Annotated in this window: 19 protein-coding genes; 13 read left to right on the top strand and 6 right to left on the bottom strand. The window is 66.7% G+C overall.

The genetic code is table 11. From position 1 onward, the window contains the following. Window positions 1-80: 80 nt before the first annotated feature. Together AC2A1N_RS15325 and AC2A1N_RS15320 are read left to right on the top strand one after the other, a co-directional pair. A complete protein-coding gene (locus AC2A1N_RS15325) occupies window positions 81-1,016 on the top strand; it encodes a FecR family protein (protein ID WP_180870931.1) in 936 nt (311 codons plus the stop codon). Between the two features lie 251 nt (window positions 1,017-1,267). Next, entirely contained in the window at window positions 1,268-4,186 is a 2,919-nt protein-coding gene (locus AC2A1N_RS15320) for a TonB-dependent receptor (protein ID WP_484372782.1), read from the top strand. 95 nt (window positions 4,187-4,281) lie between these two features. Here the strand turns inward: AC2A1N_RS15320 and AC2A1N_RS15315 are convergent, their stop codons facing one another. Next, window positions 4,282-4,539 (bottom strand): DUF2789 domain-containing protein, encoded by a 258-nt coding sequence (locus AC2A1N_RS15315; protein ID WP_005410930.1) that lies wholly within the window; start codon window positions 4,537-4,539, stop codon window positions 4,282-4,284. 107 nt (window positions 4,540-4,646) lie between these two features. Here AC2A1N_RS15315 and AC2A1N_RS15310 point away from each other — a divergent pair, with 107 nt between their 5' ends. After that, window positions 4,647-5,234 (top strand): biliverdin-producing heme oxygenase, encoded by a 588-nt coding sequence (locus AC2A1N_RS15310; RefSeq protein WP_484372780.1) that lies wholly within the window; start codon window positions 4,647-4,649, stop codon window positions 5,232-5,234. Between the two features lie 31 nt (window positions 5,235-5,265). After that, window positions 5,266-5,733, top strand: coding sequence for a YbaN family protein (locus AC2A1N_RS15305; protein WP_134968684.1), 468 nt, complete (start codon window positions 5,266-5,268; stop codon window positions 5,731-5,733). Window positions 5,734-5,828: 95 nt separating this feature from the next. Here AC2A1N_RS15305 and AC2A1N_RS15300 read toward each other — a convergent pair whose 3' ends face one another. Continuing rightward, the gene (locus AC2A1N_RS15300; protein ID WP_061480502.1) at window positions 5,829-7,856 is read right to left on the bottom strand and encodes a sodium-translocating pyrophosphatase; all 2,028 of its coding nucleotides are present in this window, start codon (window positions 7,854-7,856) and stop codon (window positions 5,829-5,831) included. Between the two features lie 308 nt (window positions 7,857-8,164). Between AC2A1N_RS15300 and AC2A1N_RS15295 the strand changes: the two genes are divergently transcribed. Continuing rightward, on the top strand, window positions 8,165-8,668 hold the full coding sequence (locus AC2A1N_RS15295; protein WP_061480501.1) for a hypothetical protein: 504 nt from the start codon (window positions 8,165-8,167) through the stop codon (window positions 8,666-8,668). Window positions 8,669-8,740: 72 nt separating this feature from the next. Here the strand turns inward: AC2A1N_RS15295 and AC2A1N_RS15290 are convergent, their stop codons facing one another. Then, a complete protein-coding gene (locus tag AC2A1N_RS15290) occupies window positions 8,741-9,130 on the bottom strand; it encodes a DUF488 domain-containing protein (RefSeq protein WP_005419050.1) in 390 nt (129 codons plus the stop codon). A gap of 117 nt (window positions 9,131-9,247) precedes the next feature. Further along, window positions 9,248-10,504 (bottom strand): 6-phosphofructokinase, encoded by a 1,257-nt coding sequence (locus AC2A1N_RS15285; RefSeq protein WP_061480500.1) that lies wholly within the window; start codon window positions 10,502-10,504, stop codon window positions 9,248-9,250. A gap of 136 nt (window positions 10,505-10,640) precedes the next feature. Here AC2A1N_RS15285 and AC2A1N_RS15280 point away from each other — a divergent pair, with 136 nt between their 5' ends. The 3 genes from AC2A1N_RS15280 (at window position 10,641) to AC2A1N_RS15270 (ending at window position 13,472) form a co-directional block, all read left to right on the top strand. Continuing rightward, entirely contained in the window at window positions 10,641-11,204 is a 564-nt protein-coding gene (locus AC2A1N_RS15280) for an adenylate kinase (RefSeq protein WP_005419045.1), read from the top strand. 328 nt (window positions 11,205-11,532) lie between these two features. Continuing rightward, the gene (gene mpl / locus AC2A1N_RS15275; RefSeq protein ID WP_154351378.1) at window positions 11,533-12,897 is read left to right on the top strand and encodes a UDP-N-acetylmuramate:L-alanyl-gamma-D-glutamyl-meso-diaminopimelate ligase; all 1,365 of its coding nucleotides are present in this window, start codon (window positions 11,533-11,535) and stop codon (window positions 12,895-12,897) included. Continuing rightward, window positions 12,894-13,472 (top strand): LON peptidase substrate-binding domain-containing protein, encoded by a 579-nt coding sequence (locus AC2A1N_RS15270; protein ID WP_005419042.1) that lies wholly within the window; start codon window positions 12,894-12,896, stop codon window positions 13,470-13,472. Before mpl ends, AC2A1N_RS15270 begins: the two co-directional genes overlap by 4 nt. Before the next feature lie 97 nt (window positions 13,473-13,569). Here AC2A1N_RS15270 and AC2A1N_RS15265 read toward each other — a convergent pair whose 3' ends face one another. After that, window positions 13,570-15,564 carry a bifunctional DedA family/phosphatase PAP2 family protein gene (locus AC2A1N_RS15265; RefSeq protein ID WP_484372776.1) on the bottom strand — a complete coding sequence of 665 codons (1,995 nt, stop codon included), beginning with the start codon at window positions 15,562-15,564 and terminating at the stop codon, window positions 13,570-13,572. Between the two features lie 85 nt (window positions 15,565-15,649). On the opposite strand from AC2A1N_RS15265, the gene AC2A1N_RS15260 reads away from it, so the two are divergent. The 3 genes from AC2A1N_RS15260 to AC2A1N_RS15250 are packed head-to-tail and all read left to right on the top strand — an operon-like array spanning window position 15,650 to window position 17,246. Continuing rightward, window positions 15,650-16,312: a serine/threonine-protein kinase gene (locus AC2A1N_RS15260; RefSeq protein WP_049413709.1), complete on the top strand. Its 663-nt coding sequence runs from the start codon at window positions 15,650-15,652 to the stop codon at window positions 16,310-16,312. Further along, the gene (locus AC2A1N_RS15255) at window positions 16,309-16,812 is read left to right on the top strand and encodes a DUF2867 domain-containing protein (RefSeq protein ID WP_484372774.1); all 504 of its coding nucleotides are present in this window, start codon (window positions 16,309-16,311) and stop codon (window positions 16,810-16,812) included. The genes AC2A1N_RS15260 and AC2A1N_RS15255 overlap by 4 nt, the downstream gene beginning before the upstream one ends. Then, window positions 16,812-17,246 (top strand): hypothetical protein, encoded by a 435-nt coding sequence (locus AC2A1N_RS15250; RefSeq protein WP_484372772.1) that lies wholly within the window; start codon window positions 16,812-16,814, stop codon window positions 17,244-17,246. The genes AC2A1N_RS15255 and AC2A1N_RS15250 overlap by 1 nt, the downstream gene beginning before the upstream one ends. Before the next feature lie 160 nt (window positions 17,247-17,406). Here AC2A1N_RS15250 and AC2A1N_RS15245 read toward each other — a convergent pair whose 3' ends face one another. Continuing rightward, window positions 17,407-18,090 carry a hypothetical protein gene (locus tag AC2A1N_RS15245; protein WP_180870912.1) on the bottom strand — a complete coding sequence of 228 codons (684 nt, stop codon included), beginning with the start codon at window positions 18,088-18,090 and terminating at the stop codon, window positions 17,407-17,409. Window positions 18,091-18,198: 108 nt separating this feature from the next. On the opposite strand from AC2A1N_RS15245, the gene AC2A1N_RS15240 reads away from it, so the two are divergent. Continuing rightward, window positions 18,199-19,017 (top strand): SDR family oxidoreductase, encoded by an 819-nt coding sequence (locus AC2A1N_RS15240; protein WP_049439911.1) that lies wholly within the window; start codon window positions 18,199-18,201, stop codon window positions 19,015-19,017. Window positions 19,018-19,109: 92 nt separating this feature from the next. Continuing rightward, window positions 19,110-20,102 (top strand): YiiG family protein, encoded by a 993-nt coding sequence (locus tag AC2A1N_RS15235; RefSeq protein WP_484372769.1) that lies wholly within the window; start codon window positions 19,110-19,112, stop codon window positions 20,100-20,102. Window positions 20,103-20,220 lie beyond the last annotated feature (118 nt).

Genomic DNA, 20,220 nt, shown 5'->3' with positions numbered 1-20,220 from the left:
CGCGCAGACGTCTTGATCACTGGACCGTGGATGCGGTCCAGTTCCCCCGCCTGCGCTTGAATGCGCCTGTCCGCCAGCCGATGAGCCCGCCGAACATGCAGCCCGCCGCCAATGACGATGCCCTGGCCGAACAGGCCCGGGACTGGATCGCGTGGCTGGCCTCGGGTGACATCAGCGATGCACGCATGCAGGCGTTCGAGCACTGGCTGCAACAGCCGGGGCACCGCAGGGCCTTCGAACATGAGCGCGCGTTGTGGCGCAGTGTCGGGCCGCGCCCGCAGGCCGCCGGGGCCAGCGGACGGCGTCGGCCGCATCGACTGCGCTGGGCGATGGCTGTGGCGGCAATGCTGGCGATGCTGGTGGCATGGCCGGAGGCGTGGCTGCGCCTGCAGTCCGATCATCGCAGCACGCATCAGGTGCAGCACGTGCGGCTGCCCGATGGTAGTCGGGCGGTGCTGGATGCGGACAGTGCGATTGCCGTGCGCTTCGATGCGAACGCCCGCGAGGTCGAGCTGCTGCGCGGGCGCGCCTGGTTCGAGGTAAGCCCGGATGCACAGCGGCGTTTCAGCGTGCGCGCCGGCAATGGCCTGGTCGAGGACATCTCGACCGCGTTCACCGTGGCGCGTGGAGACGAGGGGGTGGAAACCCAGGTTGGGCAGGGCAGGGTGCGCGTGGCCAGCCCGGCCGACGGTGGCTGGACCTACCTGCAGCAGGGGCAGCGTGCCGTCTACACTGAACGTGGCGGGGTCATGCGACGGGCTGACGTGACCGCCGACAGCGTCGGCGCCTGGCGCCAGGGCGAGCTGCTGCTGGAGCAGGCCAGCGTCGCCGATGCGGTGCAGTGGGTCGGGCGCTATCGCGCGGGACCGACCTTCGTGCGCGGTGATCTGTCACGTCTGCCTGCAGTGAGTGCTGCGTTGCGCATCGACCGCCCGGAGCAGGCATTGGATGCACTGGCGGCAACGGCAGGTCTTCAGGTTACTCGTCTTCCATTCGGCGTCGCCATCGTGCAGTAGCTCCACGCCACGCGTGGATGGCCGTATCTGTGCCGACCAACGGTCGGCACCCACCGCCACCGGCCGACCAACGGTCGGCAACCACCGCGCACCGTCGGCATCCCCTGCGACCACAAATCGCTCTTGGGGTTGTCGCGTGCCCAGCCGTCTTACCCGGCGAACGTACCCGCCGTCGCCACGTACGTCGCCGTGTCCGCCCGTGTTGCGGATGACGCCGCGTTCGCGGCACCGATTACCTGACAGGTTCTTCCATGTTCGACTCCCACCGCTCGGGCCGCGTACTGCGCCCGTCCCGTCTGTGCATTGCGTTGCTTGCCGCCGGGCTGGCCAGCACGACGCCACCCGCACTGGCGCAGAGCGCCCGCAGCGACCACGCGGTCGTACTGCGCTTCGAAATTCCTGCACAACCGCTGGATGAGGCGCTGCGCAGCTACATGCGCCAATCTGGCGTGCAGGTGGTGTACCCCGCATCGCTGGCACACGGCGCAACCTCCCACGCGGTCAGCGGCAGCCTGTCGGCCAACCAGGCGTTGCAGCATCTGCTGCAGGGCAGTGGCGTGGCGGTGCGCCGGGTCAGCGCCGATGCGGTCACTCTGGAGGCAGCAACGCTGGTGCGGGCCGATAGCGGTGTGATCGTCACCGGCACGCTGAGTGTGGCCGGCGACCGCGTCGACAGTGGTGCGAACAACGATGAAGCACGCCTGCTCGACAGCTACCGCAGCGTGGGTTCGACCACCACGCTCGACCGCGCGCACCTGGAGCGCTTCCGCGGCACCTCCAACGGTGACATCGTCAAGGGTGTGGCCGGTGTCACCGCCGGTGATCCGCGCGTCGGCAATGGCTTCGACGTCAACATCCGTGGCATCCAGGGCCAGGGCCGCGTACCGGTGATCATCGACGGTGGCCAGTCCAGCATGGATACCTACCGCGGCTATGCGGGCCAGTCACAGCGCACCTACCTCGACCCCGACCTGATCTCCAGCCTGACCATCACCAAGGGCCCAAGCCTGCAGGCCAACGCCTCCGGTGGCATCGGCGGTATGGTCGAGATGGAGACGCTGAAGATCGGTGACGTGCTGCGCGAGGGGCGCGACTTCGGGGTGCGCGTGCGCGGTGGCCTGGCCAATGGCAGTGCCAACAACCTGCCGTCCTACAGTGCGACACCGCGCACCGATCGCAGCGCCACCGGCAGCCAGTTCTTCAACGTGGCCGGTGCCGGTCACTGGGACCGCTTCGACCTGGTCGCCGCCTACGCTTACCGGGACAACGGCAACTACTTCTCGGGCCGGCATGGCTACGATGATTTCCCGCAGACCCGTCGCACGCTGGCGCCGCTGAATCCGCCGCGCACTGAAGTGTTCAACACCTCCTCGCGTTCGAAGTCGGCGCTGCTCAAGGGCACCTGGCGCATCGACGACGCGCAGACGCTGGAAGCGGGCTACCGCCGCTACGAAGGCACCGCCGGCGAGATCATGGCCTCGCAGATCATCCGCGTCGACCGTGACCGCATCCCGCAGTGGGACCCGGGCCACGTCGACATGGACAGCTACACCCTGCGCTATCGCTTCGATCCGGACAGCGAGCTGATCGACCTGCGCGTCAATGCAGCGTACACCGACACCGACAGCGTGATGTACAACAGCCTGACCGGCATCACGCCGTGGTACTTCGACCGCCGCACCGAGTGGTACGACGCGCCCAGCTTCAGTGGCGATCCCGGCTACAAGGATGCCTACCGGAACCCGCTGCGGCAGAAGCGCTTCAACCTGGATGCCAGCAACACCTCGACGTTCGACACCCGCGCCGGTGCGTTCACGCTCGACTACGGCCTGTCCTACAGCGACGAAGACATCGCCCCGGGCAGCTCGGGCCCGATCAAGCACGACGACCTGGTCAACAACCGCTTCCTGCGCAACGCCGAGCGCAAGGAATACAGCGCCGTGGCCTCGCTGAAGTGGCAGCCCGATGAGCATTGGGAACTGCTGGCCGGCGGCCGCTGGAACCGCGTGGAGGTGCATGACCGCAACCGCCTGGCCACGCCCGATGCCTATGAGGTGCAGGGCCAGTACCGCTACACCGAGCTGCTCAACGGCAACCCGGCACTGCCCTCGTGGCGCGCCAAGCGCATCGCGTTGCTGAACTGGTATCCGGATGCCAATGGCAATTTCACCCAGGAATCGCTGCTGGCCTCGCCGTACAAGAAGGGCACGGTGGGCGACATCGGTGGGTGGAACTTCTATGACGCCGGCAAACCGCAGGATCTGGAAGTGCCGGTCAGCTGGACCTGGTCGCCGCCGATCCGCCGCCGTGACACCGCGTTCTCGCCGACTGCCAGCGTGGCCTACCGCTTCAGCGAAGACACCCTGGTCTACGTGAAGTACGCCGAAGGCACCAAGCTGCCGAACCTGTTCGAGACCACGCTGGGCCTGTTCACCGCCGCCAAGCCGGTGGATGAGCTTAAGCCGGAGCATGCGCGCAGCTGGGAAATCGGTGCCAGCACCCTCCGCTATGACCTGTTCACCGCCGGCGACCGCCTGGCGCTGAAGCTGGCGTACTTCGATACCCGCATCGACGACCTGATCACCCGTGACTACCGCACGCTGTCGGCGGGCCTGATCCGCAACGTCGACCAATTCAAGGTCTCGGGCATGGAATTCCAGTCCAGCTATGACAGCGGCAAGGTCTTCGCCGACCTGTCCGCGCATTACTATTTCAAAGCCAAGACCTGCGCGCCGGACATCGCCGCCGAGCGCCGGGCCTATGGCGCACAGCGCAGGAACGATGAGCTGGCCCACACGCCCAACTGCGTGGACGGCGGCTTCGAGGGGTCGTACACCAACACCCAGAACCCGCCGCGCTACATGGTCAACCTGACCCTGGGCTCGCGCCTGTTCGACGAGCGCCTGACCTTCGGCACCCGCATGGTCCACAACGCTGGCCCGATCAGCAAGCTGGACAAGGACTGGAACGTGGGCCTGTCGGCGATCCAGCAGCTGTACCGGCCAACCACGCTGGTGGATCTGTTCGCCAGCTGGCGCTTCAACGACCAGCTGTCGGTGGAAGCCGGCGTGGACAACCTGACCGACCGCTATTACCTGGACCCGCTGGCCCTGGGCGTGATGCCGGCACCGGGGCGCACCGCAAGGCTGGCGTTGACCTGGAAGTACTGATCTGCGGGGTCGGATCCCTTTCCTGCGGAAGGGCTCTGACCCCAGCGGGAGACAACGATAGCGCCGGGCCATGCCCGGCGCCCCCATCAGGGCACTTACAGCCCGCTCGACGCCTTCACCGCATCTTCGTGCAGCGACTCGTTCAGCTCATCCACCACGGTGGTCCATGCCGCATCGGCCTGCAGCGACTCGGACAGGAACTGGCGCTGGGCATCATTCCAGTACGGCGCCTCGACCACTTCGACGTCGGTGGCCAGCTGGTGCTCGCGGATGAAGCGGGCGATGCCCTCGGCGCTGGCGTCCAGGCCCAGCTGCAGGAACAGGTTGGTCATGCGCGGTTCGGTGGTGATCATCGTCGGTTCCGGATGGACAAGGGGATGGCCCATTATCGGTGTAGACGGCCTTGGGGAAAGCCCCGTGGCAGACGTCTACAGCAGGACGACCCTCCTGGCATTCCCCCATGAACGCACACATCGCTCCCGAAGACAGCCGCAGCCTGCGGCTCAAGGCCGCCACCCGCGACAGCCACGGTGCGCTGGACAAGCGCATCATGGCCGGTGACATCTTCGCCGACCGCAGTAACTTCGCCCGTTTCCTGCGCGTGCAGTATCGCTTCCACCGCAGCATCGATGCGCTGTATGCCAACCCTGCGCTGGACGCACTGCTGCCCGATCTCGATGAGCGCCGTCGCTTGGCACAGATCGCACGCGACCTGCAGGACCTGGAGCAGACCCTGCCAGGTGCAGACATCGACCCGCTGCCCTCGGACCTCGCGCTGCCGACTGCGTTGGGTTGGCTGTACGTGGCCGAAGGCTCCAATCTGGGCGGCACCATCCTGTACAAGATGGCGGCCAAGCTCGGCCTGAACCGTGATTTCGGCGCCCGCCACCTGGCCGCCCATCCCGATGGCGCAGCGCGCCACTGGCGCGAGTTCACCGCTGCGCTGGACGCGGTGCCGCTGAGTGCCGAGCAGGACCAGCAGGTGATCGATGCAGCCGACGCTGCGTTCCGCAGCGTGCACCGCCACGTCGAAGTGGAATTCGCCTGATGCGCGGCGCGCGCCCACAGGTGCAGCGCTGATGCGCTGGCTCTGGTTCGCGCTGGGCTGGCTGATGGTCGGCCTCGGGGTGATCGGCGCATTGCTGCCAGTCATGCCGACCACCATCTTCCTGATCCTCGCGGTGGGCTGCTTCGCGCGCAGCTCGCCGACGTTCGAGCAGCGCCTGCTGGCGCATCCACGCTACGGCCCGTCGCTGCGGCTGTGGCGCGAGCAGGGCGCCGTGTCGGGCAAGGGCAAGGCGTTTGCCAGCGCAGGCATGGCGGCGGGCTTTGCCCTGTTCTGCTGGGGCGCGCATCCGTCGTGGCGCCTGTTGCTTGGCGTGGGCCTGTTCTTTGCTGCCAGCGCCGGTTACGTGCTCAGCCGGCCGGCACCGCGACCGGAGCCCAATCCGGTCGTGGAAGTGGACGACGCCAACGATCCTCGCGCGGCCCGCCGCCGCGCCGCATCCCCCGATACCGCTGGAACCCGAGACGATGCTGCCTGCTGACCGGGCCCGGGCGGTGGCCGCCATCGGGGTCGGATCCCTTTCCGCAGGAAAGGGATCCGACCCTGTCAAGCCTGCCATCCGCGCGTCGCGTGGATCTACAGCAGCGGCACCAGCAGCAGCGCCACGATGTTGATGATCTTGATCAGCGGGTTGATCGCCGGGCCGGCGGTGTCCTTGTACGGGTCACCAACAGTGTCGCCGGTCACCGCGGCCTTGTGCGCTTCGCTGCCCTTGCCACCGAAGTGGCCATCCTCGATGTATTTCTTGGCATTGTCCCAGGCGCCGCCGCCGGTGGTCATCGAAATGGCCACGAACAGGCCGGTGACGATCGTGCCGATCAGCAGGCCGCCCAGTGCGCGCGGCCCCAGCAGCAGGCCGACCACCACCGGCACGGCGACCGGCAACAGCGAGGGCACGATCATTTCGCGGATCGCCGAGCGGGTCAGCATGTCCACCGCCTTGTCGTACTGCGGCTTGCCGGTGCCCTGCATGATGCCGGGAATCTCGCGGAACTGGCGGCGCACTTCTTCCACCACTGCGCCTGCCGCGCGGCCGACCGCTTCCATCGCCATCGCACCGAACAGGTAGGGAATCAGGCCGCCGATCAACAGGCCGATGATCACCGTGTGGTCGCTGAGATCGAAGCGGAATTCCTGGCCGGGATTGGCTGCCTGCAGGTTGTGGGTGTAGTCGGCGAACAGCACCAGTGCCGCCAGCGCCGCCGAGCCGATCGCATAGCCCTTGGTCACGGCCTTGGTGGTGTTGCCCACCGCATCCAGTGGATCGGTGATGTCGCGGATCTCCGAAGGCAGCTCGGCCATTTCGGCGATGCCACCGGCGTTGTCGGTGATCGGGCCGTAGGCATCGAGGGCGACGATCATCCCTGCCATCGACAGCATGGCGGTTGCGGCAATGGCGATGCCGTAAAGGCCGCCCAGTGCGAATGCGCCCCAGATCGCCGCACACACCGCCACCACCGGCAGCGCGGTGGATTTCATCGAGATGCCGAGGCCGGCAATGATGTTGGTGCCGTGGCCGGTGGTCGAGGCCTGCGCCACGTGCTGCACCGGCTTGTACTGGGTGCCGGTGTAGTACTCGGTGATCCACACGATCAGGCCGGTCAGGACCAGGCCGATCAGCGCGCAGCCATACAGCGCCGTCGGTCCATGCACGTTGTCGGACATCAGTCCGGTGGTGATCGGGTAGAAGGCGATGGCGGCCAGCACGCCGGAAACGATCACGCCCTTGTACAGCGCGCCCATGATCGAGCCGCCGGGCTTCACCTTGACGAATAGCGCGCCGATGATCGACGCGATGATCGACACGCCGCCCAGTACCAGCGGATACAGCACGGCATTGGCACCGGCTTCGGCCAGCATCAGGCTGCCCAGCAGCATGGTGGCGATGACGGTCACTGCATAGGTTTCAAAGAGGTCGGCCGCCATGCCGGCGCAGTCGCCGACGTTGTCACCGACGTTGTCGGCGATCACCGCCGGATTGCGCGGATCGTCTTCGGGAATGCCGGCTTCGACCTTGCCGACCAGATCGGCGCCCACGTCGGCGCCCTTGGTGAAGATGCCACCGCCCAACCGCGCGAAGATCGAGATCAGTGAAGAGCCGAAGGCCAGGCCGACCAGCGCGTGCAGCGCCTGTTCCATCGGCAGGCCCATGCGCAGCAGCAGTGCGTAGTAGCCGGCCACGCCCAGCAGGCCCAGCCCGACCACCAGCATGCCGGTGATCGCGCCGCCGCGGAAGGCGACGTCCATCGCCGCACTGATGCCATGGCGTGCGGCCTCGGCGGTGCGCACGTTGGCGCGTACCGACACGTTCATGCCGATGTAGCCGGCCGCGCCGGACAGCACCGCGCCGACCGCAAAGCCGACCGCGGTGTACCAGCTGAGGAACACACCGACCAGTACGAACAGCACCACGCCGGCGATGCCGATGGTCAGGTACTGGCGGTTGAGGTAGGCACGCGCACCTTCCTGGATCGCGGTGGCGATCGCGATCATGCGCGCATTGCCGGTGGGTTGGCGCAGGATCCAGCGCGCCGAGACGATTCCGAACAGGATCGCGAGAATGGCGCAGCCCAGCGCCAGTGACAGCCCGTGACGTTCCAGCATTAGACCCCTCCGCAGAATGGATGTAGGCATCCAGTGGCGATGAACGGCACCACGAGGGGGACGACGGGCTGCAGCCTGGAACCAACCCGTACCGACCTGGGCGGTCGTCCGACGTATGGCGGTGTTCAGCATTCCCTGGTGCCCGCAGTATGCGTGCCGTCACTTGTAGAGTCGAGCCATGCTCGACTGGCTCCTGGGAGCCGCGGCGCATGCCGTCGGGCCCTGGGCATGATTGGCGAGCCAACGGCCTTTGCACCCCGTTAAGGCAGCCTCTGCAAGCCTGCGCACAGCCCCGTAGGAGATCCCCCATGCGCCTGTCCCTGTTGATGCTTGCCGCCCTGGTCCCGGCCGCACCGGCCTTTGCTGCGGAAACGCCGGAACTGCAGCGTGCGGTCGGTGCGCCGCAGGCGGTGGGCGCGGTGCATACGCTGCGGCAGATCCCCGAGGCCTGCGCGCGGCTGGAAGGTGCGTTCACCGGTGATGCCGCCGCGCCATATCGCTTCTCCGCCGTCCGGACCAGCGAGCAATGCCAGCCACGCGCGCGCTTCGTCGATTACACCAAGGCGCAGCCGAGTGCCGACAAGGGCTGGAAGCTCAATGATGTGATCCGCGTGCCCAATGCCGCGTGCCCGGCGCAGCAGGCGGTGGTGCGGGTGTGGCGCCTGCCGTCGAGCCACAAGGTCGAGCTGGACGGGCAGGGCCAATCGCGCATTTATCTGGAAGAGGCGAAGAAGCAGGCCGCCGCCGGCCAGATTCCGCAGGTGACGATGTTCGCCGCGCAGCTGCAGATGGAAGGCAAGGCTTGCAATTGAGGTGGCGCGGGCGCTGCGCCCACGCCGCCATCCACGCGTGGTAGTGCCAGCCGCTGGCCGGCATCCGGCTGATCAATCCGCCAGCATTGCCCCGCGCGCCACCAGCAGCTCGCGCAATGCCCTGCGGTGGCAGTGCGCTTCATCCTCGCAGTAGCAGCCCACGCTGATGTCGCTGTGTTGCGACATCGCGGCCAGAAGGTCCAGCGCGTGGGCGGCATCGGGCGCCTTCATCTCGGCCTTGTAATGGCGGAAGAAGGCGGTCCAATCGGCCGCCGTCGTTGCCTCATGTGCCCGCTTCACCAGCTCCGCGCTGGGTGACAGGGTCGGAAACCAGACGTCGTACCAGTCCTGTCGGGCGAACTCGCTGCGCGGCACGCCGCGCGGCGGCCGCCGCACCGTGCCGATGCGCAGTCCCTCGCCGGGTTGGCGCGGCGTACCGAGTCGAACAACACGCAGTGCCATGATGACCTCCATGAAAAGGGGACGGAGGGGATTAAGTCGTATCCGACCCACTGCTGATGCTGTTGGAGATGACAGAGGGGCGTATGCGACTTAATCCCCTCCGTCCCCTTTTTCAGGTCAGCCTTCGAAGGCCGGCAGTTTCTGCTTCACCGCCACGTTCTTCAAGGTGACGTACTTCGGCAGGCCATCGGTGCCATAGGGAAGCGGTGCTTCCCCCTTGATCAGTGGTGACAGGTAGGCGCGTGCCCTGGCCGTGATGCCGAAGCCATCGCGGCGGATGAAACCAGCCGGCATCTTCTTCTCGTGGTTGGCGATCTTCGACAGCGGCGCGGCTTCGATCTTCCAACGATACGGTGAATCGCTGCTGCGCACGATCACCGGCATCACGCCATTCCGGCCCTTCAGGGCCAGCTGCACCGCGGCCTTGCCCACCGCCTGCGCCTGCTCCCAGTCGGTCCTGCTGGCCAGGTGGCGGGCCGAGCGCTGCAGGTAATCGGGCAGTGCCCAGTGCACCTTCAGGCCCAGCTGATCCTTGACTCGGCCGGCCAGGTGCGCCGCCACGCCGCCGAGCTGCGAATGACCGAACGAGTCCTTGCCACCGCCGGCATCGGCAACGAAGCGGCCATCGGCGGTGGCAATGCCTTCCGACGCCACCACCACGCAGTAGCCGACGCGCTCGACCACGGCTTTCACCTTGGCCAGGAACGTGGCCTCGTCGTAGGCGCGCTCAGGCAGCAGGATGATGTGCGGCGCTTCGTCATCACCGTTGCCGGCCAGGCCGGCGGCGGCGGCCAGCCAGCCAGCGTGGCGACCCATCGCTTCGTAGATGAAGACACGGGTGGAGGTTTCGGCCATCGCCGCCACGTCCAGTGCCGCCTCGCGCACCGAGACCGCGGTGTACTTGGCCGCTGATCCGAAGCCGGGGCAGGTATCGGTAACGGCAAGGTCGTTGTCGATGGTCTTGGGCACGCCGATACAGGTCAGGTCGTAGCCGGAGGCCTTGGCCAGCTGCGAGACCTTCAGTGCGGTGTCGGCCGAGTCGTTGCCGCCGTTGTAGAGGAACCAGCGCACGTCGTGGGCCTGCAGCACCTCCAGCAGACGGTCATAGCGGGCGCGGTCGGCATCCAGCGATTTCAGCTTGACCCGGCACGAGCCGAAGGCGCCGCCCGGGGTATGGGCGAGGGCGCGGATCGCGGCGGCACTCTCCCTGCTGGTGTCGATCAGCTCCTCGCGCAGCGCGCCGAGGATGCCGTTGCGGGCGGCCAGGACCTTGATGCCCTTGGCCCGGGCCTGCTCGATCACCGCTGCCGCCGTGGCATTGATGACGGCGGTGACACCGCCGGACTGGGCATAAAGGAGAGTACCGTTGCGCATGCTTCTACCTGCTCGGGGGAGGGGACATTGCAGGGACATTACCCGGATGCGGTAAAGTGGCGCTATTGCGGTGCAGCGATACCGGACCGTCCGGGACGCGAACCTTCTTTGTTTTCAACACGTTGGAGTCAGGTCAATGCGATTGGTTCTGTTGGGACCGCCCGGTTCGGGCAAGGGGACACAGGCGACGCGCCTGAAGGAAAAGCTGGGGATCGCCCACATTTCGACCGGTGACATGCTGCGCGCGGAAATCGCCGCCGGCACCGAGCTGGGCAAGCAGGCCAAGACGGTGATGGATGCCGGCAACCTGGTGTCGGACGACATCCTGCTGGGCATGCTGGAGTCGCGCCTGACCCAGGCCGATGTCGCCAAGGGCTTCATCCTTGATGGTTATCCGCGCAACGTGGCCCAGGCCAATGCGATGGACGGCCTGCTGGCCAAGATCGGCCAGCCGCTGGACGCGGTGGTACAGCTGGATGTGCCCACCGAGCTGCTGGTCGACCGCATCGCCGGCCGCGCCAAGGAGCAGGGCCGCGCCGATGACAACCCGGAAGCGGTGCGCCAGCGCCTGCAGGTCTACAACGACCAGACCGCCCCGGTGGTCGATTTCTACGCCGGCCGTGGCACCCTGGCCCGCGTCGATGGCGTCGGTGAGCTGGACGAGATCGAAGCCCGCATCCTGGCAGCGATCAAGGCCTGATCCGGCGGGGCCGGCATGCTTCCGGTCCTTCGGGCGCAAAAAACACAGGCCTGGTCCGCGAGGATCAGGCCTGTGTCGTTTGATAGGCGCCAGCGAAGGGCTTGCTCAGGGCCCCGCAGCATGAGCTCCCTTGGGGATGGCCTCTTGGGGAGTAGGACCGGTTCGGGTACTGCGGCTGGCAGTTCGAATTGTGTCCGGGTTCACAGAACATCGCTATCGGGAATTCCCTGACAGCTGATTGGAGTTTTCTCACATCCCGTGTAGGGGTTGTCTTACCCGATAGCGGACATTGGCCCTATACAGCCGTCATCGGTCACAATCCTCGGTCATGAGCAGCGTACATATCCTTGCAATTGCCGGCACCTTCATGGGCGGCGTGGCCGCCCTGGCGCGGGAACTTGGGCATTCCGTCAGCGGCAGCGACCAGGCCATCTACCCGCCGATGTCGACCCAGCTCGAACAGCTGGGCATCATCCTGGACCAGGGCTACCGTGCCGACAGCGTGCCGGCCGGCACCGACGAGGTGGTGATCGGCAACGCGCTGTCGCGCGGCAATGCCGCCGTGGAAGCCGTGCTCGATGCCGGCCAGCGCTATATCTCCGGCGCGCAGTGGCTGTCCGAGCAGGTGCTGCCGGGCCGCGATACGCTGGCCGTGGCCGGTACCCACGGCAAGACCACCACCACCACCATCCTCACCTGGCTGCTGGAAAGTGCAGGCCGCTCGCCGGGCTTCCTGATCGGCGGTGTCGCCGAGGATTTCGGTGTCTCCGCCCGCTTGGGCCAGGGCCGCGAGTTCGTGGTCGAGGCCGATGAGTACGACACGGCCTTCTTCGACAAGCGCAGCAAGTTCGTGCACTACCGGCCGCTGGTGGCCATCCTCAACAACCTTGAATACGACCACGCCGACATCTTCCCGGACGTGGCCGCGATCCAGCGCCAGTTCCACCATCTGGTGCGTACCGTACCCGCACGTGGGCGGCTTATCGTCAACGGCGAGGATCCGTACCTGGCCGAAGTGCTGGCGATGGGCTGCTGGACCCCGGTCGAGCGTTTCGGATTCGATCCGGCGCTGGAGTGGCATGCCGAGCTGCTGGCCGCCGATGGCAGCGCCTTCCGCGTGCACCATCGTGGGCAGGCGCTGGGTGATGTGCAATGGTCGCTGCTGGGCCGCCACAACGTGCTCAACGGTCTGGCCGCGCTGGCCGCCGCGCACGCGGTAGGCGTGGCCCCGGCCGACGTGATCCCGGCGCTGGCCCGCTTCCGCAGCGTCAAGCGCCGCATGGAAGTGATCGGCAGCCATGACGGCATCACCGTCTACGACGATTTCGCCCACCATCCGACTGCGATCGCCACCACGCTGGAGGGCCTGCGTTCCAAGGTGGGTGATGCGCGCATCGTGGTCGCGATGGAGCCGCGCAGCAACTCGATGCGGCTGGGCGCACATGCGCAGGCGCTGGCTCCCTCGCTGGCGCTGGCCGATGAAGTGGTGTTCCTGCATCGCCCGGAACTGGCCTGGGATGCTGCGGCGGTGATCGCCGCGGTGCGTGGCCAGGCCCACGCGGTGCCCGATACCGACGCATTGCTGGCGCAGCTGCAGGCCAGCGCGCGCAGTGGTGACCACGTGGTATTCATGTCCAACGGTGGCTTCGACGGTGCCCCGCGACGCTTCCTCGCCGCGCTGCAGGCCCGATGAGCGGCGACGGCTCGCTGCCGCTGTTCCCGCTGCACACCGCGCTGGTACCGGGTGCAGCGGTGGGCCTGCGCGTGTTCGAGCGGCGCTATCTGGACCTGGTCCGCGACAGCGGCCGCAGTGGTGAGGGATTTGGTGTCTGCCTGATCCTCGAGGGCGAGGAGGTCGGCGCACCGGCCACACCGGCCGCCTTTGGCGTGCAGGTACGCATCGAAGACTTCGATGTCGGCGCCGACGGCGTGCTGCAGCTGCGCCTGCGCGGCACCCGTCGCTTCCATGTCGAGCGCACCCGCGTGCGCGACAACGGCCTGGTGGTGGCTGATGTGCGCTGGTGCGAGGAAGACCCCGATGACGAACTGCGGCCGCAGCATGCACTGCTGGCCACGGTGCTGGGGCACATCATCGAGCAGGCCGGCGAGGCCTATGCGCCGGCCAATCCGGCGCTGCTGGACCAGGCCAGCTGGGTCGGCTGGCGGCTGGCCGAACTGCTGCCGCTGAGCGAGCAGCAGCGCCTGCAGCTGCTGCAGATGGACGACCCGCACCAGCGATTGCAGCAGCTGCTGGGCTGGATGCCGTAGCAGCCATCCACGCGTCTCGTGGATCTACCTCCGCCGGGCATGGCCCGGCGCTACCCGTCCGTGTTCCGGTAGCGCCGGGCCATGCCCGGCGGCTCCATCACGGTGTGGTCTTCAACCGCAGCACCGGCAACCCGGTTTCGCTGTGCACGTCCTCGCGCTGCGGCAGGTCCTGCACGGCGTCCTTCACGGCATTCAATGCCGGGTCGACGCCACGCAGCGGGTGCCACATGCCGATCCACTCGAAATGGCGTTCGTAGCGCAGGGTCTGCGCACTGCCCAGCCACAGCGGCGTATTGCCCGGCTGCAACTGCGCAGGGGCCGGCCACAGGCGCAGTACGTAGCGCTCATCACGGTGTGTACCCGGGCGTACCATCAACAGCGCTTCCACGCGGGTGTCCAGCGTCGCCGGCAGCACCGGCAGTTCATCGGCGCCGGTGTTCTTGTCCAGCATCAGCAGCGCCTGCTGCCAGCCGGCCTGCTCCTGCCGCTTCCAGCCGCGCGCTTCCAGTTGCGCCTGCAGCGGTGCCAGCGGCCCGGCCACCTGCACGTCCAGCGGCCAGCGCTGGTCGTCATCGAACTCGTTGCGGCGCGCCGGCAGTGTCGCCCAGTCGTGCTGCCACCAGGCCTGCGTGTCCATTGCCTGCGGGGCCGGCAAGGTCGGCTCGAAGCGTTCCAGCTTCACCGGGATATTGCGCGGTGCGTACCACATCGCGGCGACGGCGAAGACGCCGTAGAACAGCCATGCCACCGGCTTCACCCAGAACGAGCGGTTGAAGCGGCGGCGGTAGGCGATGCCCAGCACCAGCAGCCAGAACGTGCCGAACAGCATGCCGCCGATCACATCGCTCAGCCAATGCGCGCCCAGGTACAGGCGCGAGAAGCCGATCAGGCTGACCACGATGCCCGACACCAGGTACGGCCAGACGCGGGTGCGGCCGGGCATCTCGCGGGCGATCAGCACTGCGAAGAAGCCGAAGGTGATGGTGGCCATCGTCACCGACACCGACGGGAAGCCGAAGCCGCTGCTGGCGTCGACCGGGCGCACAACATCGACGGTAGCGCCGAGCAGCATGGTCAGCGCCAGGCCGAAGGCCAGCGCGGCCAGCCAGTGCGCGGCCGCCATCCAGCGCCGGCGCCAGACCAGGTAGCCCATCGCCGCCGCAGTGGCCGGCAGCAGTACCTGCCAGGCGCCCAGTGAGGCCAGCGCGGCCATCGGGTAATCGGCCAGCGGGTTGCGCAGCGCCAGCATGGCTTGGTGCACCAGCAGGTCGATCGCCAGCGGCTCGCCATGCGCGACCACCACGGTCAGCAGCGCGAACCAGCCCCAGCCCAGCACCAGCAGCATCAGCGCCAGCATCGCCAGCGGCACCGACTCGCGCCGCTTCGGGTCCAGCACACCGACGGTGTAGCGGCCCAGCGTCGGATGGCGGTTGGACCAGTCAAGCAGGCGTGCCAGCCAGTTGTCCATGCGCGCGGCCGACCAGCGGTAGCCGTACAGCACAATGGCCCAGACCAGGCCGAGGATCACCGCCAGCAGGCCGACCACCACCACCAGCCGACCGGCTACCGCGGCCACCGCGTCATAGGCCTCGCCAAGAATCCAGCCCGGGGCCAGGAACAGCACCGCCCATGAAATGCTGGCGATGCCACTGGCCTGCACATAGCGGCTGGCTGGCATCTTCATCATGCCCGCGATGGCGGGCACGAACGGCCGGATCGCGCCGACGTAGCGTGCCACCAGGATGCTCTTGAAGGCATTGCGGCGGAACAGGTTTTCGCCGCGGTCGAGCAGCTGCGGGTAACGGCTGAAGGGCCACACGCCACGCAGGCGGTCACCCCAGCGGCGCCCGATCCAGTAACTGATGCCATCACCGGCGAACGCGCCCAGTGCGGCTGCGGCCACCGCGTACGGCCCGGAGATCTGGCCCAGGCCGATGAACACGCCCACCGCGAACAGCAGCGGCAGGGCCGGCACGATGGCACCGAGAATGATCACCGCATCGCAGAAGGCGATGAGGAAGATAACGGCACCCGCCAGCACGGGGTGAGCGGCAATCCACGCGAGCGTGGCGTCGATCCATGAAGAGTCCATTGCCCGATTATAGGGGCGTGAAGGTGACTGGTTCCCAGCCGCTTGGTGACCGTTTGCAACCGGCGCCATCGCCTAGAATGGGCCCATGCCGCATACGCCAGACACGCCACCGCATGCTTTGAAGGCCGACAGCTTCGGTCGCATCCTCCGTGTGGAAGGGCCGGCCGGCCCCTTCGTACGCCGTGACCTGGGCGCCACGCCGCTGTGGTTGCGGCTGCCGGCCTGGTGGCTGGCCCGCCGCGAAGCGCGCGCGCTGCGCCATATCCACGGCATGGCCGATGTGCCGCAGCTGCTGGCGTGGAATGGGCATCATCTCGACCGCAGTTTCATGGCCGGCGACGCCATGTACCAGCGCCCACCGCGTGGCGACCTGGCCTGGTTCCGCGCCGCGCGTCGCCTGCTGCAGCAGCTGCATCGGCGCGGCGTGGCCCACAACGATCTGGCCAAGGAAGCCAACTGGCTGGTGACCGAGGACGGCCGCCCGGCATTGATCGACTTCCAGCTGGCAGTGATCGGCAACCCGCGCTCGCGCTGGATGCGCCTGCTGGCCCGCGAGGACCTGCGCCACCTGCTCAAGCACAAGCGCATGTATTGCCGCGAGTCGCTCACCCCGGTGGAGAAGCGGGTGCTCAAGCGCACCTCGTGGGTGCGCGAACTGTGGTTCGCCACCGGCAAGCCGGTCTACCGCTTCGTCACCCGCCGCATCCTGCATTGGGAAGACAACGAGGGGCAGGGGCCCAAGCCGTGAGTCCACTGCAGGTAGTGACCGGCCCGCCGAGCGTGGGCAGTGTCCTGCGCCCACAGCTGGTCAGCGCCGACTTCGTGCATGCCTGCCAGGCAACGACCCATCGTGATGGGCGTTCGGCCTTGCAGGCCTATCGCGATATGGCCGCGACCATTCCCGGCTGGTTCGACGGATTGATGGCGCTGCGCAACCACGGCATGCGCCTGCTCGGCATGAAGGACCTGGGCTCGTTGCGTGCGGTGCAGGGTGTTGCGGATCCTCAACCCGGGCAGCGGCTGGGCATCTTCACCCTGCAGTCGCTGGATGACGATGCCATTCTGTCCCTAGGTGCAGACGTGATGGCGGCTGGTGAAGTTCGTTTTGTAAATGGTGCGGTACGATCGATTGACAATGCGTCCGGTCACTATAGGCCAACCGGAGCCTCTGCAAGACAGGCGGCAGAGGCTGCGTTCGGGCGTTCTGGTTTTGATGCTGTGGGTAAATATTCCGAGAAGGTTTTCTAATGGAGAATTCAGCGGCAGTTGAATTGCTTGATATATTGATTGGCAACTCTTCCCGCATTCTGTTGGCGGGATTTGGGCTGCGTGATGCAGAGTCAGCGTTTTTCGGCGTTGTCGATCTATTGAGGGAGGTCAAAGGTCTGAAGCCGTGCTTTCTGGATAGAGTGGGTGAGACATTTTCTAGACGGGCACTTGGCGGGTTGGGGCAGGGTGAAGTCCCGGTGGAGCTTATCGAGTTGGTGGCGCATGAGTTGCGCTGGCCAGAGCTAATCGAGCTTGCGAGGAGGCGACTTGATCTGGTATTCCATGGAGACACTAGCCTCGCCGTCGGAGACATAGCAGTTCGGTTGCCCTTGGCATATGTTGAGCAATGGGAGGACCGAGAGTTTTATCGGCGCTACGGATTTGACGAGAATGGAAAAAAAGCGCCGACATAATTGGCAAGCCTGGTTGCCAATGAATTTATATCAGCACGTTCTGCCAAGCGGTTCCAGCGAATGACTCTCCGCGAGTCCCGCCAATGCCGGCACGCGTATACCGCAGTCGGCCTCGCCGGGCATGGCCCGGCGCTACCAGAGCATCGCGACGCATAACGCCTTACGGCGTCGCCGGCACCACCTGCTGGCCAATGAAGTTGCGCTTGGCGTCGAAGTCATAGGCGATCTGCAACTGTCCCACGTCCGGGCAGGCGTGGCAGTCGCGCAGCGGCGTGCGGTACAGCAGGCGGATGCCGCCGTTCTCGAGCGGCGTGGCCCCGGCCGACTGCGCCGGTGCGAACGGCGTGGCCTGCGGGTGGTCCTTCAGCAGGGCCTGCACGGCGGGGTCGGCACGCAGGGTGTCGTCCAGCTGCACGGCATCCACATCGATGCGCTTGCCGGTGGCGTCGACCAGGCGGGTGCCCTCGTTGGTGTTGGCGCGGAACGGATACTCGACCGTGGCAATGCCCAGACCTTCATTCTCGTGCCAGGCCGTCACGTAGGCCAGCTCGCCGCCGGTGGACAGCTGTTCGGCGGCGGTGATCGCATCGGCGCTGGCGCCGCCGGCGCGCATCGCATCGCGCAGGCACTCACGCGTGGCCGCATTCTCGCCCTGGCGGCAGGCGTTGAGGTCGCCATCCCACACCACTGCCTCGCTCCAGCGCAGCTTGCCGTCCGCGGCGGCTTTTTCTGCGCTGGGCGTGTCACCGGCCGACGGTTCCTTGCCGGGTTCCGGCGAACGGCCTTGGCAGGCGGTCAGCAGGGCAAGCCCCAGGGCAGGCAGCAACAGGCGGGAACGGCGCATGGCGTGGACCTCGTGCGTTGGCTGGAGGCGCCAGTATCGTCAAGGCCGGGTGAACTCCACGTCGGCGCGGCATACTAGCGGCTCATTGCATACGCTGGAGTGTGGAACGTGGGCAGTCTGCAGGGCAAAACGCTTTTCATCACGGGTGCCTCGCGTGGCATCGGCTTGGCCATCGCACTGCGCGCTGCGCGTGACGGCGCCAACGTGGCGATTGCGGCCAAGTCGGCGGTGCCGAACCCAAAGCTGCCGGGCACCATCCATACCGCAGCCGAAGCCGTTACCGCGGCCGGCGGCCAAGGGCTGGCGCTGAAGTGCGACATCCGCGAGGAAGAGCAGGTGCAGGCCGCGGTTGCCGCCACGGTCGACGCCTTTGGTGGCATCGACATCCTGGTCAACAATGCCAGCGCGATCTGGCTGCGTGGCACGCTGGATACGCCGATGAAACGCTTCGACCTGATGCAGCAGGTCAATTCGCGCGGCAGTTTCCTGTGCGCGCAGGCCTGCCTGCCGTACCTGCTGCAGGCGCCGAATCCGCACATCCTGACCCTGGCGCCGCCGCCCAGCCTGGAACCGAAGTGGTGGGGCGCGCATACCGGCTACACGCTGGCGAAGATGGGCATGAGCTTCGTCACGCTCGGCCTGGCCGCGGAATTCGGCCCGCAGGGTGTGGCGGTGAACGCGCTGTGGCCGCGCACGGTGATCGCCACCGATGCAATCAACATGATTCCGGGCGTGGATGCCGCGGGCTGCCGTACGCCGCAGATCATGGCCGACGCCGCGCATGCGGTGCTGGTGCGCGAGGCGGCGGGTTTCCACGGCCAGTTCCTGATCGACGATGAAGTGCTGGCACAGGCCGGCGTCAGCGATCTGTCCGGCTATGCCGTGGACCCGTCGCGGTCGTTGTTGCCGGATCTGTTCCTGGACTGAGTGCTACATTGCGCAAGGGCCGAGGGCTGCGGCCCTCGGCCTGCTGCGCTAGAATGCAGGGCTGTAATCGTTTTCAACAGGGATGTGAACACATGACACGTACGCTTTCCATCGCGGCGCTGGCCGCTTCGCTGTCGCTTGTCCTGGCCGCCTGCGGTGGCAAGGCTCCTGCAGCCGCTGGCGACGCCGGCGCCTCGGGCAAACCGGAGGCCAACACGGTACCGTCCGATGCACAGCAGCAGTTGACTGCGAAGCTCAACGCCTACATCGGCTGCTTCAACGCGCTTGATTCGAAGACGCACGACAGCCTCCAGTCCTATACGCGCTGGATCAAGGACGTCGAGACCGGCCCGAGCGGGCGCGAGACACAGGTGTACGGTCCGTTCGAGATCAGCGATTACGACATGAAGCAGTGCGATGGCCCGGTGACCGAGGCGACGGCTGCCAAGCCGGCACTGGCCGAACTCGATGCTGCTGCCAGCCATTATCAGCAGGCGCTGAAGGCGCTGGTGCCGGTCAGCAAGGAGGCGCACGACTACTATGATCGCCAGGACTACGAAGACGACCAGTTTGCCAAGGGCAAGCAGCTGCACGCGCCCTTGATGGCCGCATTCAAGGACTTCGTGGCTGCCAGCGAAACGTTCAACGCCGAGCTGGAGCGCCAGAATGACGCTGCCCAGCGCGAGCAGCTCAAGGTATTGGAACAGGCCGAGGGGCGAACGCGCGAGTATTACCGTCTGGCGATGATGCTGGAAGCCAAGGCGATCGTGGAGCTGATGAGCGAGGACGACTTTGATCCGGCCCAAGCCCGTGAACGACTCGACGCCTTCAACCGTATTTCCGACGAGGCGCATGCCAAGGTGGCCGATCAGGAGCCGGGCAAGCTGGACTGGAACAGCTTCGAGCGCGAAGCCGAGAACTTCCGTCGGGAAGGCAAGGAGCGGCTGCAGCGGGTCAGCAGCAAGACGCCCTACAGCGATTTCGAACGGCGCATGCTGGATTCGCCCTCGATGGCACCGCGTGGCTCTGCCAGCAAGCTGATGCAGGAATACAACTCGCTCGTTTTCCAGAGCAACCGCCAGTAGGCGGGAAGCTCAACGCGTTATTTTTGTCGCAATTGAGCAGGTTGATCGCGACATGACACGCCCCGCAGCCCCGAATGCCAGCACCTTCCCGAGGTGCTGGAGCGCGCGCTCGCGCCAT

This window comes from Stenotrophomonas maltophilia group sp. SKK55 (assembly GCF_057179845.1).
The sequence above is the reverse complement of the archived record's forward strand: the minus strand, read 5'-3'. Positions and strand labels throughout refer to the sequence as shown.